Here is a 16,335-nt window from a genome sequence, read left to right on the forward strand (position 1 = left end):
AAGCCCGTCTTACGACGGGCTGTCATGACGGAGGATTCTTATGAAAATCACACCTTACAAAATAAAAAAAGGCATACGGTATTTCAGGCATTATGGGCCGAAGGCTTTCTGGAACCGTCTGCGTGACAAAATGGAGCCGGATGAGGTGCCATATCAGCCCTGGTTTGAGAGACACAGGGCCGGTCAGGAAGAACTGGAACGCCAGAGGCGGCAGAGCAGAAAATTTGCCTGCCGCCCTTTGCTCAGTGTGGTGGTTCCCTGTTATCAGACTCCGGAAAAATATCTGGTGGAAATGCTGGATTCCGTGCGGGAGCAGTCCTATGAGAACTGGGAGCTGTGCCTGATGGATGCAACGCCTTCAGATGAGGTGGAAACAGCAGTCCGCCGGTACTGCAGTGAATATCAGGAAAACCGGATTCACTACCATCGTCTGGAAGAAAACCTGGGAATTGCCGGAAATACCAACCAGGGACTGGAAGCAGCCACAGGTTCCTGGACTGGATTTCTGGACCATGACGATTTGCTGGCTCCGGAAGCATTTTATGAGATCGTTTCTCTGATTAATCAGGATTCGGAAGTGGAAGTGATTTATTCGGATGAAGACCAGGTGGAGGAAACCAGACAGGGCCTGAGACATCAGAATCCCCACTTCAAACCGGAATTCAGCCCCGATTTGCTGTGTTCCAACAATTACATCACCCATTTCCTGTGTGTAAAGAATTCCGTGATAAAGCAGGCGGGAGGGTTCCGGGAAGCATTTGACGGAGCACAGGATTATGATTTCATCCTGCGCTGTACGGAACTTGCCAGGAAGACCGGGCATGTGGCAAAAGTGCTGTACCACTGGAGAGTTCACAGTAATTCCACAGCAGATAATCCCCTCAGTAAAACCTATGCCTATGAGGCGGGGCAGAGAGCGATACAGGAACATCTGACACGGACAGGGAAAAAGGGCCGGGTATCACAACTTCCTCATTTTGGCTTTTACCGTGTAAAATACGAGGTGGAAGGAGAACCTCTGGTTTCCATTTTAATTCCCAGCAAAGACCAGTCTGCCATGCTTCGCCGCTGTGTGGAGTCCATTCGGAAATCCACCTATCAGAATTATGAAATTATCGTGATTGAAAATAGCAGTACGGATTCGGAGACATTTGCTTATTATCAGGAACTCCAGGACAGACAGCAGGCCCGTGTAGTGGTATGGGAGGAAGGATTTAATTACTCGGCTATCAATAATTTCGGCGCGGCCCATGCAAAAGGCAGCTATTTTATTCTGCTGAATAATGATATAGAGATTATTACGGAAGACTGGATAGAGGAACTGCTGGGGAACTGCCAGCGGCCGGAGGTGGGCATTGTGGGCGCCCGTCTGTATTATCCGGATAACACGGTGCAACATGCCGGAATTGTTGTGGGCATTGACGGAATCGCTGCAAATATGTTTCCGGGACTCAGAAGGGGGCAGGAAGGTTATTATCATAAGGCGGCTCTGCAGCTCAATTACAGCGCGGTGACAGCGGCCTGCCTGATGGTGTCCAGGGAAGTCTTTGAAAAAGTTCATGGGCTGGAAGAAAAGCTGGCAGTGGCCTTTAACGACGTGGATTTCTGCCTGCGGGTGGGACAGGCAGGATATCTTGTGGTGTATGACCCCTTTGTGGAAGCATACCATTATGAATCCAAAACCCGCGGAGCGGAAGATACCCAGGAAAAGGTGCGGCGGTTCGGGGAAGAAATCGAATTTTTCCGCACCCGCTGGATAGAGCTGCTGAAAAAGGGAGACCCCTGTTATAACCCGAATTTTTCTCTGAAAAAATGCAATTATGCGCTGAAGCCATGAAACAGAACGTAACAGTTCAGCCATAACTGTTACAGCAGAACAACAGGATTAATTCAAGGGCAGGTTCTTTGAACTTGCCCTTTTTCCAATTCAATGCTACAATAGAGAGAAAGCGAAGCCGAAATACAGAGTTGAATGTGAGAAGTGACGTATGATGAAAGTGTTTATCTGCCCGGAATGCGGAAGCATTACAACAGTATCCAGAAGGAAAGAGATTTACTGCCATAAATGCGGGGGAACCAGAATGATTCCCTCCAGACTGACCTTTTCCCAGTACAGTGAAATGGACGAGCAGCAGAGGAAAGATTATTCGGAGAGCTGGCTCTACATAAGGAATAAAACCCAAAATTAAGGAATCACCCTCCGGGTATCCCTGTATGTGCAGAAAAATGCACAAAATTAAGGAAACTTTAAGAGAAATTTTGTTGCTTATTTATAGGCAAATCGTGTATGATAATTCACAGCAGGGATAGCTGAACGGCTGTCTGAGGAAGAGACGAAAATTACGTTAAGGATGAAAGGACTATGTATAAAAAACAGAAAAAAAGCTGGGTAAAACATCTGGATTTCCTGATACTGGATTTACTGTGTCTGGAGACAGCTTTTTACAGTTCCTGTCTGATTCGACTGGGAAATATCAAAAGGCTTCCGTTCCTGATGGATTACTATAACCGTCTGGCGGTGGTTCTGCTTCTGGTAGATATCTGCATTGTATTTTTCTTTGAAGCATATACCGGAATCCTGAGACGTAATAAAATTCAGGAACTGAAAGCAGTGATTGTACACTGCAGTATTATATTTGCCACCATTACCATATATGTCTGGGCTACCAAACAGTCGGAAATTTATTCCAGACAGATTATTTTTGTGTTCTGGGGATTTGCTATCGTAATAGAATATTTCTCCAGATGCCTGTGGAAAATATATATCCGCCAGCGCATGATACGGGGGAAAAAGTTTTCCCAGCTGATTGTGGTGACGGAGGAGCGTTATGCGGAAGAATGCGTGGGAGATTTCCAGCATGACCGATATAAGGAATTTGAAGTAACCGGCGTAGTGATTGTGGACAAAAACAGAATCGGAGATGAAATCTGCGGGGTGCCGGTGGTGGCCTGTGCAGACAGCTTTCTGGAATATGTGCGCATCAATGTGGTGGATGAAATATTTATCAACGGAAATACCAGGGAGAGCAGCGAGGCGCTGGCCAACGAACTGCTGGAACTGGGCCTGACGGTACATTTCAATCTGGTGCGGGAGTCCAGACTGATGCCCAACAAAATGGTGGAAAAATGCGGAAAATACATGGTTCTGACCACCAGTATGAAGATTGCCACCACAAGGCAGGTGCTGATTAAGCGGTGTATGGATATTCTGGGAAGTCTGGTGGGGCTGCTTCTGACCGGAATCGCCTTTCTGATTTTCGCACCCATCATTAAAATACAGTCTCCGGGGCCGATATTTTACGCTCAGACCCGAATCGGAAGAAACGGCAGGCGTTTTAAATTCTACAAATTCCGCACCATGGTGGTGGGAGCGGATAAAATGAAGCAGGACCTGATGGCTCAGAATGAGATGGAAGGGCTGATGTTCAAAATGGAGCATGATCCCAGGATTTTTGGGGTAGGAAGATTTATGCGGAAATTTTCCATTGACGAGCTGCCCCAGTTCTGGAACGTGCTGAAAGGGGATATGAGCCTGGTTGGGACAAGGCCTCCTACGGAGGAAGAATTTGAACAGTATGAGCTTCATCACAAGGCAAGGCTGGGCATCCGGCCGGGGCTTACCGGTATGTGGCAGGTCAGCGGAAGAAGCGATATTAAGAATTTTGAGGAGATTGTGGCACTGGATACCCAGTATATTTCCAACTGGTCCCTGGGAATGGATGTGCGGATTCTGTTTCGGACCATTGGAGTGGTGCTCACAGGCAAAGGATCATCATGAAAGATATTTCAATCACTATTGTAGCATATAATAATGAAAAAGATGTAAGGAATGCGGTACGTTCCATTATGGAATGTACCGCTGTCGCTGTTTCAAAAGAACTGTTTCTGGTGGACAACAGCAGTAAAAAAAACCGTCTGTCCCGGCTGGAGCGGAAGTATCCGGAAGTCACATATCTGCGTCCCGGTAAAAATCTGGGATTCGGAGGAGGGCACAATTACGTGCTGCCCCGGCTGGATTCCAGGTTTCATGCCATTGTAAATCCCGATATCATTCTGACAGAAGACAGTTTTTCTGTTTTGCTGAAATTTATGGAGCAGAACTCTGTCGGTATGGCCGTTCCCCGTATGACGGATGAGGATGGGAAACTGCAGCCTGTTTACCGGCGGAAACTGACGGTTGGGGATTTGCTCATCCGGTACTTTCCCGGATGCTGTTTTAAAAAGCGCCGTTCATATCATACCATGCAGGAGATGGATTACGGGAAACCTTTTCGGGTGCCCTTTGCTCAGGGCAGTTTCCTGTTTATCCGTACGGAACTGTTTCGTCGGCTTGGGGGATTTGACAGGCGCTATTTTATGTATATGGAGGATGCAGATTTATGCAGGCGGGTCAATGGGAGGAGCAGCCTCTGGTATTGTCCCGATACCACGGTGATTCATAAATGGGAGCGGGGCTCCCATAAAAATCCGGCCTTACTGAAAATGCACCTGATTTCCATGGTACGGTATTTTCAGAAATGGGGGTGGAAATTATGGTGACACAGGAAATCCGCGTTTCCGTGGCCATGGTGACTTATAATGGGGAACGTTACATTCGGGAACAGATATCTTCTGTGATGAGCCAGCTTCAGGAACAGGATGAACTGGTAATTTCTGACGATGGCTCCGTTGACGATACCATTGCCATTATAAAAGAATACCGGAAGGCAGACGCCAGAATCCGCCTGTTAAAAGGGCCTGGCCAGGGGATTAAAAAGAATGTGGAGTATGCCATCCGCCATACCAGAGGCAGGTATATTTTTCTGGCGGATCAGGACGATATCTGGATGGAGCATAAAGTGGAAAAGGTACTGGAGGCTTTTGAACAGCAACATGCCATGGTGGTGATTCATGACGCCAGGGTATTTGGGGGAGAGAATCCGGAACAGATTGTGACGGAATCTTTTTTCCGATACCGGCGTTCCGTCCCCGGAGTCTGGAAAAATATGCTGAAAAACAGCTACATTGGCTGTTGTATGGCGTTTCGGCGGGAACTGAAAGGGATTATTCTGCCCATTCCGGAGAAAATTGAAATGCATGACCAGTGGATTGGCATTCTGGGGGACTATACGGCTGGAAAATCCTTCTTTTTGCAGGAGCCGCTGCTATTATACCGGCGTCATGGAGATAATAATTCCAGTATGAAACATTATGGTTTTGGTAAAATGTTACGAAACCGTCTCTGGTTTTTCAGTTATTTTTTTGTAAGAATTATACAATATTACCAGAAAATACATGTCATTTCTGGAAAATTCAAGAAAAATGACGGTTGATAAATGGTCTGAAATATTATAATATAGACCATATGTATTAATCGTGATAAAAATGTGTGTTATAAGGAACATAAGTATTTATCAGGCGTGAATGAGCAGTACGGATAAAAGACCGGGAAGCTGCAAATCCCGCCGCAGGCGGCGGTTTCGGATTTTCCGGGAATCAGAACAGATAGGGTGAAGGTATGGCAAAACAAAGTAAAGCACAGGGGGCAAAACAGCCCACGAAGAAGAGTAAGAAAAGGAAGAGGCGAAAGCTGCTGATAGTGGCAATTGAGCTGATGATTCTGCTGGTGGCAGTGGGCTGGATCTGGGTAAACGGGAAGATGGATAAGCTGGATACGGACGTTTCCTTTAAAGGGAAGGACGTAAGGGTGGAACTGCCCGAAGAGACACAGGATGTACTGGGAGAATACACAACCATTGCGCTGTTTGGTCTGGATAACCGGGACGAGGGTTCTTATGAGCGGGGAAATTCAGACGTTATTATGGTGGCCAGAATTGATAAGGATACCAAGGAGGTAAGGCTGGTTTCCGTGTATCGTGACACTTTTCTGAAAATGGCGGATCTGGATAATACGGAGGCTTACAGTAAGGCAAATGCAGCTTATGCAAAAGGCGGGCCCAAACAGGCGGTCCGTATGCTGAATACCAATCTGGATCTGGATATCCAGGAGTATGTTTCTTTTGATTTTTCAGCAGTGGCGGAAGCAGTGGATATTCTGGGCGGCGTGGAAGTGGAAATAACAGATGAGGAAGCAGGCCATCTGAACAATTACTGTATAGAGACCTCTAAAGTAACCGGAAAAAGTTACAGCCCTCTGCCAGGAGCCGGCACCTATAATCTGAATGGGGTACAGGCAGTTTCCTATGGTAGAATCCGGTATACGACAGGAGATGATTTCAAAAGAACGGAGCGTCAGAGAGAAGTTCTGGAGAAAATGGTGGATAAAGCTCTGGCATCAGACATGGCTACAATCAACGAACTGATTGATACCGTATTTCCTGAGGTAAAGACCAGTCTGTCCAAAACAGAAATTCTGGCTCTTGCAGCAGATGCTTTTAGTTATAAAATGGGAGAGACAGCGGGATTTCCCTTTGATAAAGGCAGCGCAGTGGTAAGCATTTCCTATCAGAAAGGCAGTCAGGACTGTGTCATACCTGCGGATTTGTCTGCCAATGTGAAACAGCTCCATGATTTCCTGTATGGAACAGACGATTATCAGGTGACAGAGAGCGTGCAGAGTATCAGTGATGAAATTGTGTACCGCACAGGCGTGAGGGCGGACAAGGGCGAATAACAGGAGGACATCATATGTGTGGAATTGTAGGGTATATCGGAGAATCTCAGGCGGCGCCTGTTTTACTGGACGGTTTGTCAAAACTGGAATACAGAGGATATGATTCGGCGGGAATTGCAGTGTACGACGGAGAAAACATTCAGGTCAGGAAAGCGGTGGGGCGTCTGAAAGTGCTCAGTGAGCTGACCCATGACGGCGCTACCATGCCGGGAACGTCGGGAATCGGGCATACACGCTGGGCTACCCACGGGGCTCCTTCCCAGGACAATGCGCACCCTCATTATAATCAGACAGAGACCATTGCGGTGGTGCACAATGGAATCATAGAGAATTATCTGAAGCTGCGAAAGCGGCTGGAGCAGAAGGGTTATCAGTTTCTGTCCGAGACGGATACGGAGGTTGTGGCCCATCTTCTTGATCGTTATTATAAAGGAGATCCGGTGGAAGCCATCACCAAGGTTATGCATCGGGTGGAAGGTTCCTATGCGCTGGGAATTATTTTTAAGGAGCATCCGGATAAAATATATGCAGTACGGAAAGACAGCCCTCTTATTGTGGGCCATGGAAAGGACGGAAATCTGATTGCGTCCGACGTTCCTGCCGTACTGAAATACACCAGAAATGTTTATTTTATACAGAATGAAGAAATCGCGGTTTTAACAGGAGAGAGTATTGACTTTTACAATGTGGACGGTGAGGAAATTCAGAAAGAATCCACTACCATAGACTGGGATATCAATGCGGCGGAAAAAGGCGGCTATGAGCATTTTATGTTAAAGGAAATGTACGAGCAGCCCCAGACCGTAAGAGATACCCTGAACCCCAGAATAAAAGACGGTGCGATTGTGATTGAGGAACTGGGTATGAGCGACGAGGAAATCCGCTCTATCCGCAGAATCCATATCGTTGCCTGCGGTTCCGCGTACCATACCGGCGTTACCGCCAAATATATTTTTGAAGGCCTGGCCAGAATTCCCGTGGAAGTGGATCTGGCTTCCGAGTTCCGTTATCGCAATCCCATTCTGGATTCGGAAGATCTTGTGATTATTATCAGTCAGTCCGGAGAAACAGCAGATTCTCTGGCCGCACTGCGGGAAGCAAAAACACGCGGCGTCAAGACACTGGGAATTGTCAATGTGGTGGGAAGTTCCATTGCACGGGAAGCCGATCGGGTGATGTATACCTGGGCAGGGCCGGAGATTGCGGTGGCAACTACAAAGGCTTACAGCGCCCAGCTGATTGCAGAATATCTGCTGGCCATTAAATTTGCACAGGTGCGCGGAGAGATTACGGAACATGAAGTGGCAGGATTTTTGAGAGATTTACAGAAACTGCCGGAACAGATAGAAATGCTTCTGAGCAACAAAGAAAAAGTACAGCATTTTGCCAATCGTTATATTGCGGCAAAAGATGTATTTTTTGTGGGGCGTGGCATAGATTATGCCATTTCGCTGGAAGGTTCTCTGAAGTTAAAGGAAATTTCCTATATTCACTCGGAAGCCTATGCGGCGGGCGAATTAAAGCATGGCACCATTTCTCTGATTGAGGAAGGGACGCTGGTGGCCGCTGTGGTGACCCAGGAAGACCTGTACAAAAAGACCATCAGCAATATTGTGGAACTGAGCAGCCGGGGGGCTTTTGTCCTTGCAGTAACCAATGCGGGTAACCGTGACATTGAGAAAGCAGCCGATTATGTCATTTACATTCCCCAGACCAACCGGTATTTTACCAATTCTCTGGCAATTATTCCCCTGCAGCTTTTCAGCTATTACGTTGCAGTAGGCAAGGGCTGCGATGTGGATAAGCCCAGGAATCTGGCGAAATCCGTCACTGTAGAGTGATTATACTTGCCATGAGGAGGGACCCGGCGCTGCCGTGAGGAGACCTGATGGTATTATTTACCCTTGCAAAATTATTGAAAATAGGATAAAATGAGAAGCCGGTGGCAGTATGCCGCCGGTTTTTGTTGAGAACGATTATTTGAAATGAGGATATTATGAAAAAGATTATGAGACAATTTTGCAGGTTCAGCCTGGTTGGAGTGGTGTCTTTCCTGGTGGATTATGCGCTGCTGTTTACATTTACGGAAACATTTCACATGCATTATCTGCTGTCTTCCATGCTGTCTTTTTCGGCAGCAACAGTCTTTAATTATATATACAGTACAAAATATGTATTTGATTGTAACGTGGAGCACAGAAAGAAAGGGCGGTTCAGTATTTTTCTCCTGCTAAGCGGTTGCGGACTTCTGCTGAATTCTATAATTATGAAAATGCTTGTGGAACATCTGGAGCTGTATTATATGCTGGCCAAAATCTGTACGGCGCTGTTGGTGTCTTTTTGGAATTTTATCTCCAGGAAGGTGTTTCTGGAGGATGGGGTAAGGCAGAGGATTGCAGGGAAGAGAAAGGAACTGTTTCAGAGAGGGTAGAAAGGATGGAGGGCAGAGGCTCCCCCGTTCCCCTGCAGGCAGAGGCGCCGCAAAATGTTCCGCGCCTCCGCCTGCAGGGACCATACTCAGATGGAGCTGGTCTTTTCAATGGCTTTCGCTTTATAGAAAAACGTGCTTTCCGGTAAATTGCAGGCTTTGGCGGCCTGCTTTAATGTTATTTTTTTCATGGACCAGTTCTCATACACTTCCTGAAAATTGTCCGGCAGCGGCAGAGGCGGCCGGCCGAATTTTACTCCTCTGGCCTTTGCGGCGGCAATGCCCTCCGCCTGTCTCTGGCGAATGTTGATACGCTCATTTTCAGCCACATAGCTGAGCAGAGCCAGCACCAGGTCGTTGATAAAGGTGCCCAGAAGGTTTTTCTCCCGCCTTGTGTCCAGAAGGGGCATATCAATGACTACAATATCAGCTTTCTTTTCTTTGGTAATAATCCGCCACTGTTCGTTGAGATCCGCGTAGTTTCGCCCAAGACGGTCGATGGATTTGATAAAGAGAATGGAGTTGCTGTCCAGTTTTCTCAGCAGTTTCCGGTATTGAGGCCTTTCAAAATTTTTACCGGACATCTTGTCCATGTAAATCTGATGTTTTGGCACGCCCATTTCAAGGAGGGCAATGCGCTGTCTGTCTTCGTTCTGTTCTCTGGTGGATACCCTTATGTATCCGAATATCTTTTGTGTGTTCATAGATACCTCCGTTTCTGCTTTTTCACGGTTCAAAATCCGGTTCATAAAAATGTTAAGCCGCCGCTCTCTATCATAAATGAAAAAGTATCGGAACAATATCACGTATTTTTAAAATATTTGTCACATTTTTATCACAAATATTCCGTAAACTGCTTAATAGATAAAACAAAGCAAAGGAAACAGCCGCGAAAGGAGAATCTGTTATGGAAAATAATAATAACAATAACAACAGTCAGCATTCTGATTCTTTATATTCATACAGTTACCTCAATGAGGAAAATCAGGACCGGAATCCTAACTATTATGAGAGAAGAGAAGAAAACAGCCAGCCGGTTTCGGGGGCGGTTACAACGGACAGCGGTGAGAGAGTCTATACTGCAGGAGAGCCTCAGCCCCGAAATGACCGGCAGTTCTATACCACGGGAGAGAGTCAGAACGGAGGACAGACTTACACTGCAGGAGAGAGTCAGAGCGGAGGACAGAATGGAAGCCAGTGGAATCCGGCGGCAGGAAAGAAAAAGAAGCCGAAAAAATCCAAAGAGAAAAAGCAGCATGGTTTTGGTATGACAGTGGCAAAATGCGCGGCTCTTGCCCTGGTGTTCGGACTGGTTTCAGGTACGGTATTTTATGGAACAGGGCTTGCTTTTGAACTTACCAGAGGAAATTCCGGCAGCGCAGCGCTGGAGACTACCGCAGGAGGCAGCAATAAAAAAGACGGAACCACTTCCAACAGCAAAAATGTACCTGCCACAGGCGTGAGTACAGCTACCACCATCAATGATGTATCGGATATTGTGGAAAATGTAATGCCTTCCATCGTGTCCATTACCAATATGGGTCAGACAGAGCTTGGCAGAGATTTCTTCGGACGTTCCTTTGTACAGGATACGGAAAGTGCGGGAAGCGGCATTATTATTGGCCAGACGGAAGAAGAACTCTATGTTGCTACAAATAACCATGTGGTTGCGAATGCCACCCAGCTTACGGTAAATTTCCATGATGACCAGACCGTGACTGCTGAAATTAAGGGTACGGACCCCAGCACAGATCTGGCGGTACTGTCCGTTCCCATTAAATCTGTTCCTGCGGAAACCATGGAAAAGATAAAAGTGGCAACTTTGGGCAATTCGGAAAACGTGCGTGTGGGCCAGGCAGTAGTGGCCATTGGAAATGCACTGGGTTACGGTCAGTCTGTTACCACAGGCGTAATCAGCGCAGTGGACCGGGAAGTGACCGTACAGGATGAAAACACCGGAACCTCCATTACCAATGACCTGATTCAGACCAGTGCGGCAATTAACCCCGGAAACAGCGGCGGCGCCCTGCTGAATATGAACGGTGAAGTAATCGGAATCAATTCCGTAAAATATGCAGATACTCAGGTGGAAGGTATGGGATTTTCCATTCCGGTTTCCGCAGCGGAACCGATTATCAATGATTTGATTACAAGAGAAGTAGTGGATGAATCCAACTCCGCATATCTGGGTGTATCCGGGCAGGATGTAACAGAAGACCTGGCAAAAAATTTCGGTATGCCGGAAGGGTTGTATATTACATTTGTACAGGAAAACAGCGCTGCAGAGCAGGCGGGAATTAAAAAGGGCGATGTAATCACAGAATTTGACGGAAGAAAAATCAAATCCATGGAAGGCTTATCGGATATCATACAGTATTATGCAGCAGGCAGTGAAGTGGAGATTACCATTCAGACCAATGAGAACGGAGAATGGCAGGAACAGAAAATAACGGCAAAACTTGGGAAAAAGAATATCCAGGAGCAGTAGATGGAGTCTGTGTTACTGTTCACACCCTACGGGTGTTCCGGTAACGGCATCCGGCCATTTAAAGTCACCTTCGGTGAGGGGCCGGATGCCCGGCAGCCACTACTTCTTTGGCCGGACACCGTGCAGCGTAGTGCACGGTGCCGTGTGAACAGTAACGAGTCTGTTACTGACGGAAAGAAAGGGCCGATTTTTTTCTTTTAAAATTACAGAAAATGTGGTAGAATAAAAAAGAATTCTTTTTGCAGAATGTACCGCAGAAAACGAAAATGCCAATCCGGAATCTGTCCGGATTGGCGTTTCATCATACAGGAAAGACGGGAGGTTTTTATGAGAAAGAAAAAAATCGTAATTGCGCTTGGCCATGACGCCCTTGGAACCACATTGCCGGAGCAGAAAAGCGCCACGAAGAAAACGGCCGGAGCAGTGGTGGATTTTATAAAGGACGATTACCAGGTGGTCATTTCCCATAGCAACGGACCTCAGGTGGGAATGATTCACACTGCAATGGCAGAATTCTGCAGAATCTATCCGGAGTATACCGCTACACCCATGTCAGTCTGTTCTGCCATGAGCCAGGGGTATATTGGATATGACCTGCAGAATGCCATCCGGACCGAACTTCTGAACCGGGGAATTTACAAACCGGTTTCCACGATTCTGACCCAGGTATGTGTGGACCCCTATGACGAAGCGTTTTACCGTCCTTCCAAGGAAATCGGACGTTTTATGACGGAGGAGGAAGCAGAGGCAGAGGAGAAAAAGGGTAATCACGTGGTGAAAACAGACCGGGGATACCGCAGAATTGTGGCAGCACCCCGGCCTGTGGATATTGTGGAGATTGACGCCATCCGTGCCCTTCTGGACGCAGACCAGATCGTAATTGCCTGCGGAGGCGGCGGAATCCCTGTACTTGCTCAGGGACACAGGCTGAAAGGAGCCAGCGCTGTGATTGAAAAAGATTCCGCAGCGGGAAAACTGGCGGATCTGGTTGACGCGGAACGTCTTGTAATTTTAACAGGTGTGGAGCAGGTCTGTCTGAATTTCGGCACGGATCAGGAGACGCCCATAGATGAAATGACCACAGAACAGGCCAGAAGTTATATGGAAGAGGGGCAGTTTGAAGCGGGTACCATGCTGCCAAAAATTGAAGCCGCCATTGAATTTATCGGCAATTCCGCAGTGCGCAGCGCGCTGATTACCAGACTGGAAGTTTCACGGGATGGGGTGAAAAAAGCCCCCGGAACACTGATACACAAATAAGGAGAGTGAAGAGTAAAATGAAAAATTTAAGAAAAACCAAGATTATCTGTACCTTAGGACCGGCAACGGATAAAGAGGACGTATTAAAGCAGCTTATGATAGAGGGAATGAATGTTGCCCGATTTAATTTTTCCCATGGCACCCACGAGGAACAGGGAGAACGGCTGAAAAAAGTGAAACGTCTGCGTGAGGAACTGGATTTGCCGGTGGCCTCTCTGCTGGATACCAAAGGGCCGGAAATCCGTCTCCGGGAGCTGAAAGACGGAAAAGCCATGCTGGAAGCAGGGCAGAAATTCACTCTCACAACGGAAGAAATCCTGGGGGATGCCAGCCGGGTTTCCATAACCTACAAAGATCTGGTAAAAGATGTGGAGCCAGGATGCAGGATTCTCATTGACGACGGACTGATTGAACTTATTGTGGATGAGGTAACCGACACAGAGATCGTCTGTCATGTGATAAACGGGGGCATGATTTCCAATAAGAAGGGAGTCAATGTGCCCAATGTGGAACTGACCATGCCTTATATCAGTGAAAAGGATTATGAGGATATCGTATTCGGCATTGAAAATGACTTTGACTTTGTGGCGGCATCTTTTGTGCGGACAGCCGACGACGTGCTGCAGATAAGGAAAATTTTTGAGGAAAAGAACTGCAATAACATCAATATAATTTCCAAAATTGAAAATATGCAGGGCGTGGAAAATATTGATGAGATTATCCGGGTATCTGACGGAATTATGGTGGCCAGAGGAGATATGGGCGTGGAAATTCCTCTGGAGGATGTGCCGGTCATTCAGAAAATGATGATTAAGAAGGTAATCGAGGCCGGGAAACAGGTAATTACCGCCACCCAGATGCTGGATTCCATGATGAAGAATCCAAGACCCACCCGTGCAGAGGCTACTGACGTGGCCAATGCCATTTATGACGGAACCAGCGCGATTATGCTTTCCGGAGAAACCGCAGCAGGGCTTTACCCTGTGGAGGCTTTAAAAACCATGGTAAAAATTGCCATCCGCACCGAGCAGGATATCAATTACACTGCCCGGTTTAAAGCAAGACAGAATCCGGATAATCCAGATATTACCAATGCCATTTCCCATGCCACCTGTACGACGGCAAATGATCTGAATGCTGCAGCGATAATTACCGTTACCCAGTCGGGAAGGACAGCCCGTATGATTTCCAAATACAGGCCTGACTGTACCATTATCGGAGGAAGCATGTACCCCAAGGTATGCCGTCAGTTAAACCTTTCCTGGGGTGTGACGCCCCTGATTATGGAGCCCAAGGAAGATGCGGACGAACTGTTTGAGCATGCGGTGGATGTGGTAGAACGGGCCGGCCTGATTTCCATGGGAGATATTACGGTGATTACCGGCGGAGTGCCCCTGGGCGTATCTGGAACAACCAATATTCTGAAAGTCCATGTGGCAGGCCATATTCTCCTTACCGGAGAAGGAATCAGTGATAAATCCGTATCCGCCAGCCTTTGCGTCTGCAAAAATGTGTCCGAGCTGCGGCGGAATTTTAAAGCAGGAGATATTATTGTGGCAAAGGAAACCAGCAATGAGATGATGGAACAGATTCGGGAGGCCTCCGGCCTGATTGTGGAAGAAGGCGGGGCTGGTTCCCACGCGGTGATTGCAGGTCTGAGCCTTGATATTCCGGTGCTGATTCGAGCAGAATATGCCACCGATATTTTAAAAACAGGGGCATACGTCACTCTGGACGCAAAAGAAGGAATTGTAAGCTGCAATCGTTAGCCAGGAAGAAAAGAGGATTCAGATGAAAAAATACAGGAAACGTACGGTGTGGATGGCATTTTTGATGGTAGCAGCCATACTGTGCGGCGGATGCGGAAACGTCGGGAAATCTGCCGGACAGAATTCACAGGCTTTGGAGCAGCAGACAGAGAAACAGGAATCTTCCGGAACGGAGACAGCGGATAATCCGGAACAGTCCGATACAGAGGAAACAGCAGAATCTGCTCCGAAAGAAAATCCGGATGAGGGAAAAAATCCGAATACGGAAGAAAACCTGGATGCAGAGCCTGACAGTCCTGCATTAAATAAAGAAACTACGGTATATGCCAGGGAAGAAGTGGTGACAACTTCCTCCGTCAATGTGCGGACAGCGCCTTCTACGGACAGCGAAGTGTATCAGACGTCGGCCCGCAGAAGTGAATTTGTACGGACAGCGGACGACGGAACCTGGAGTGCGGTGGAGCTGGAAGGAAAGGAATACTACATTGCTTCCGAATATCTGAAACTGAAATCAGAAATGACAGATAACGGATATCTGGTGGTGATTGACGCAGGGCATCAGGGCAAAGGGAACAGCGAGCAGGAGCCCATTGGCCCCGGAGCTTCCGAAACCAAGGCAAAAGTAGCCAGCGGTACTTCCGGCTGTGCCAGCGGCCTGAATGAATACGAGCTGACCCTTGCGGTATCACTGAAGCTGCAGGCGGAACTGGAAGCCAGAGGATATCAGGTTCTTATGGTCCGTACCAGCCATGATGTGAATATCAGCAACAGCGAACGGGCGGCGGTGGCCAACAATGCAGGAGCGGACGCATTTATCCGGGTACATGCCAACGGTTCAGACGACAGCAGCGAACACGGAATTCTGACTATCTGTCCCACCTCCGGCAATCCCTATATGGGCAGTCTTTACAGCCAGTGCCGGAGCCTGTCCGAATGTGTGCTGGACGGAGCGGTGAATGCCACCGGAGCCAATAAGAAATATATCTGGGAGACGGATACCATGAGCGGCATTAACTGGTGTACCGTTCCCGTCACCATTGTGGAGATGGGATTTATGACCAATCCCACAGAGGATTTGAATATGGCGGATGAGGGATATCAGAGCCAGCTTGCCGCAGGCATTGCGGACGGGGTGGACGCATATTTTGGGAATTAGAGAAAGGATACGGGGATATGGGACTGGCAGGAGAGGAACGAAAAAAAGATGAGAAAATAAACGGTGTAATTTATGATATGTCACCTTCTCCGGATTTTCGGCATGGAATTGTAAATAACAATATTAACAGAAAAATAGGAAATGGTTTACAGAACAGCCTGTGTCTTGTATTTATGGAGAATTTGGATTTCAAATATCATCCGGATGAAAATGATGATTATGTATGTCCGGATATTATGGTAATCTGCGACCGCAGTCATTTAAAAGGCGGGAGTTACAGCGGAGTTCCCAGATTTATTGCAGAAACACTGAGTCCTTCCACAGCAAAAAGAGATAAAACAGAAAAAAAAGAAATTTATGAAAAAGCAGGTGTGGAAGAATACTGGATTGTTTCACCGCAGGGATTCCTGGAAATATACTGTCTGGAAAATGGAACATATATTCTGGAACAAAGTCATATGCTGCAGAGCGACAGGGAAATGCCATATTATAATGCAGATACGGAGATAACATTAAAAACATTTCCCCATATCAAAATGACGCTGGGGGAGATTTTTGAAGGTGTGGAAGCCTAGTGTAACACTCCGGTGTTTTTTCAGAAGATATCCGGAAAAGCACCGG

Annotated in this window: 14 protein-coding genes; 13 read left to right on the forward strand and 1 reads right to left on the reverse strand. The window is 47.3% G+C overall.

Annotation, left to right across the window (positions count from 1 at the left end; all coding sequences use genetic code 11):
* Nucleotides 1–40 precede the first annotated feature (40 nt).
* The 8 genes from VSQ32_19835 to VSQ32_19870 all read left to right on the forward strand — a co-directional run bounded on the left by VSQ32_19835 (nucleotide 41) and on the right by VSQ32_19870 (nucleotide 9,044).
* The gene (locus VSQ32_19835) at nucleotides 41–1,837 is read left to right on the forward strand and encodes a glycosyltransferase family 2 protein (GenBank protein MEH2945032.1); all 1,797 of its coding nucleotides are present in this window, start codon (nucleotides 41–43) and stop codon (nucleotides 1,835–1,837) included.
* 151 nt (nucleotides 1,838–1,988) lie between these two features.
* A complete protein-coding gene (locus tag VSQ32_19840) occupies nucleotides 1,989–2,189 on the forward strand; it encodes a DNA-directed RNA polymerase subunit M (GenBank protein MEH2945033.1) in 201 nt (66 codons plus the stop codon).
* A gap of 173 nt (nucleotides 2,190–2,362) precedes the next feature.
* Entirely contained in the window at nucleotides 2,363–3,778 is a 1,416-nt protein-coding gene (locus VSQ32_19845) for a sugar transferase (protein ID MEH2945034.1), read from the forward strand.
* A complete protein-coding gene (locus tag VSQ32_19850; protein MEH2945035.1) occupies nucleotides 3,775–4,539 on the forward strand; it encodes a glycosyltransferase family 2 protein in 765 nt (254 codons plus the stop codon). The genes VSQ32_19845 and VSQ32_19850 overlap by 4 nt, the downstream gene beginning before the upstream one ends.
* A complete protein-coding gene (locus VSQ32_19855; GenBank protein ID MEH2945036.1) occupies nucleotides 4,533–5,312 on the forward strand; it encodes a glycosyltransferase family 2 protein in 780 nt (259 codons plus the stop codon). The genes VSQ32_19850 and VSQ32_19855 overlap by 7 nt, the downstream gene beginning before the upstream one ends.
* A gap of 185 nt (nucleotides 5,313–5,497) precedes the next feature.
* Nucleotides 5,498–6,613: an LCP family protein gene (locus VSQ32_19860; protein ID MEH2945037.1), complete on the forward strand. Its 1,116-nt coding sequence runs from the start codon at nucleotides 5,498–5,500 to the stop codon at nucleotides 6,611–6,613.
* A 14-nt stretch (nucleotides 6,614–6,627) separates the two neighbouring features.
* Nucleotides 6,628–8,454, forward strand: coding sequence for a glutamine--fructose-6-phosphate transaminase (isomerizing) (glmS, locus tag VSQ32_19865; protein ID MEH2945038.1), 1,827 nt, complete (start codon nucleotides 6,628–6,630; stop codon nucleotides 8,452–8,454).
* 155 nt (nucleotides 8,455–8,609) lie between these two features.
* On the forward strand, nucleotides 8,610–9,044 hold the full coding sequence (locus VSQ32_19870; GenBank protein ID MEH2945039.1) for a GtrA family protein: 435 nt from the start codon (nucleotides 8,610–8,612) through the stop codon (nucleotides 9,042–9,044).
* Nucleotides 9,045–9,130: 86 nt separating this feature from the next.
* Here VSQ32_19870 and VSQ32_19875 read toward each other — a convergent pair whose 3' ends face one another.
* Nucleotides 9,131–9,745 (reverse strand): recombinase family protein, encoded by a 615-nt coding sequence (locus VSQ32_19875; protein MEH2945040.1) that lies wholly within the window; start codon nucleotides 9,743–9,745, stop codon nucleotides 9,131–9,133.
* 203 nt (nucleotides 9,746–9,948) lie between these two features.
* Between VSQ32_19875 and VSQ32_19880 the strand changes: the two genes are divergently transcribed.
* From VSQ32_19880 to VSQ32_19900, 5 genes are all read left to right on the forward strand, one after another.
* The gene (locus VSQ32_19880) at nucleotides 9,949–11,529 is read left to right on the forward strand and encodes a trypsin-like peptidase domain-containing protein (protein ID MEH2945041.1); all 1,581 of its coding nucleotides are present in this window, start codon (nucleotides 9,949–9,951) and stop codon (nucleotides 11,527–11,529) included.
* Between the two features lie 327 nt (nucleotides 11,530–11,856).
* A complete protein-coding gene (gene arcC, locus VSQ32_19885; protein MEH2945042.1) occupies nucleotides 11,857–12,789 on the forward strand; it encodes a carbamate kinase in 933 nt (310 codons plus the stop codon).
* A gap of 17 nt (nucleotides 12,790–12,806) precedes the next feature.
* Nucleotides 12,807–14,558 carry a pyruvate kinase gene (pyk, locus tag VSQ32_19890; protein ID MEH2945043.1) on the forward strand — a complete coding sequence of 584 codons (1,752 nt, stop codon included), beginning with the start codon at nucleotides 12,807–12,809 and terminating at the stop codon, nucleotides 14,556–14,558.
* A 22-nt stretch (nucleotides 14,559–14,580) separates the two neighbouring features.
* On the forward strand, nucleotides 14,581–15,714 hold the full coding sequence (locus VSQ32_19895; protein MEH2945044.1) for an N-acetylmuramoyl-L-alanine amidase: 1,134 nt from the start codon (nucleotides 14,581–14,583) through the stop codon (nucleotides 15,712–15,714).
* Nucleotides 15,715–15,731: 17 nt separating this feature from the next.
* Complete coding sequence (locus VSQ32_19900) at nucleotides 15,732–16,289, forward strand: Uma2 family endonuclease (protein MEH2945045.1); 558 nt, start codon at nucleotides 15,732–15,734, stop codon at nucleotides 16,287–16,289.
* Nucleotides 16,290–16,335: the final 46 nt, after the last annotated feature.

It is taken from the genome of Lachnospiraceae bacterium JLR.KK002, assembly GCA_036941025.1.
GTDB lineage: Bacteria > Bacillota > Clostridia > Lachnospirales > Lachnospiraceae > Petralouisia.

Coding starts and splice junctions, on each gene's coding strand:
- VSQ32_19835 (MEH2945032.1), top strand. CDS start 41: ATGAAAATCACACCTTACAAAATAAAAAAAGGCATACGGTATTTCAGG.
- VSQ32_19840 (MEH2945033.1), top strand. CDS start 1,989: ATGATGAAAGTGTTTATCTGCCCGGAATGCGGAAGCATTACAACAGTA.
- VSQ32_19845 (MEH2945034.1), top strand. CDS start 2,363: ATGTATAAAAAACAGAAAAAAAGCTGGGTAAAACATCTGGATTTCCTG.
- VSQ32_19850 (MEH2945035.1), top strand. CDS start 3,775: ATGAAAGATATTTCAATCACTATTGTAGCATATAATAATGAAAAAGAT.
- VSQ32_19855 (MEH2945036.1), top strand. CDS start 4,533: ATGGTGACACAGGAAATCCGCGTTTCCGTGGCCATGGTGACTTATAAT.
- VSQ32_19860 (MEH2945037.1), top strand. CDS start 5,498: ATGGCAAAACAAAGTAAAGCACAGGGGGCAAAACAGCCCACGAAGAAG.
- glmS (MEH2945038.1), top strand. CDS start 6,628: ATGTGTGGAATTGTAGGGTATATCGGAGAATCTCAGGCGGCGCCTGTT.
- VSQ32_19870 (MEH2945039.1), top strand. CDS start 8,610: ATGAAAAAGATTATGAGACAATTTTGCAGGTTCAGCCTGGTTGGAGTG.
- VSQ32_19875 (MEH2945040.1), bottom strand. CDS start 9,745: ATGAACACACAAAAGATATTCGGATACATAAGGGTATCCACCAGAGAA.
- VSQ32_19880 (MEH2945041.1), top strand. CDS start 9,949: ATGGAAAATAATAATAACAATAACAACAGTCAGCATTCTGATTCTTTA.
- arcC (MEH2945042.1), top strand. CDS start 11,857: ATGAGAAAGAAAAAAATCGTAATTGCGCTTGGCCATGACGCCCTTGGA.
- pyk (MEH2945043.1), top strand. CDS start 12,807: ATGAAAAATTTAAGAAAAACCAAGATTATCTGTACCTTAGGACCGGCA.
- VSQ32_19895 (MEH2945044.1), top strand. CDS start 14,581: ATGAAAAAATACAGGAAACGTACGGTGTGGATGGCATTTTTGATGGTA.
- VSQ32_19900 (MEH2945045.1), top strand. CDS start 15,732: ATGGGACTGGCAGGAGAGGAACGAAAAAAAGATGAGAAAATAAACGGT.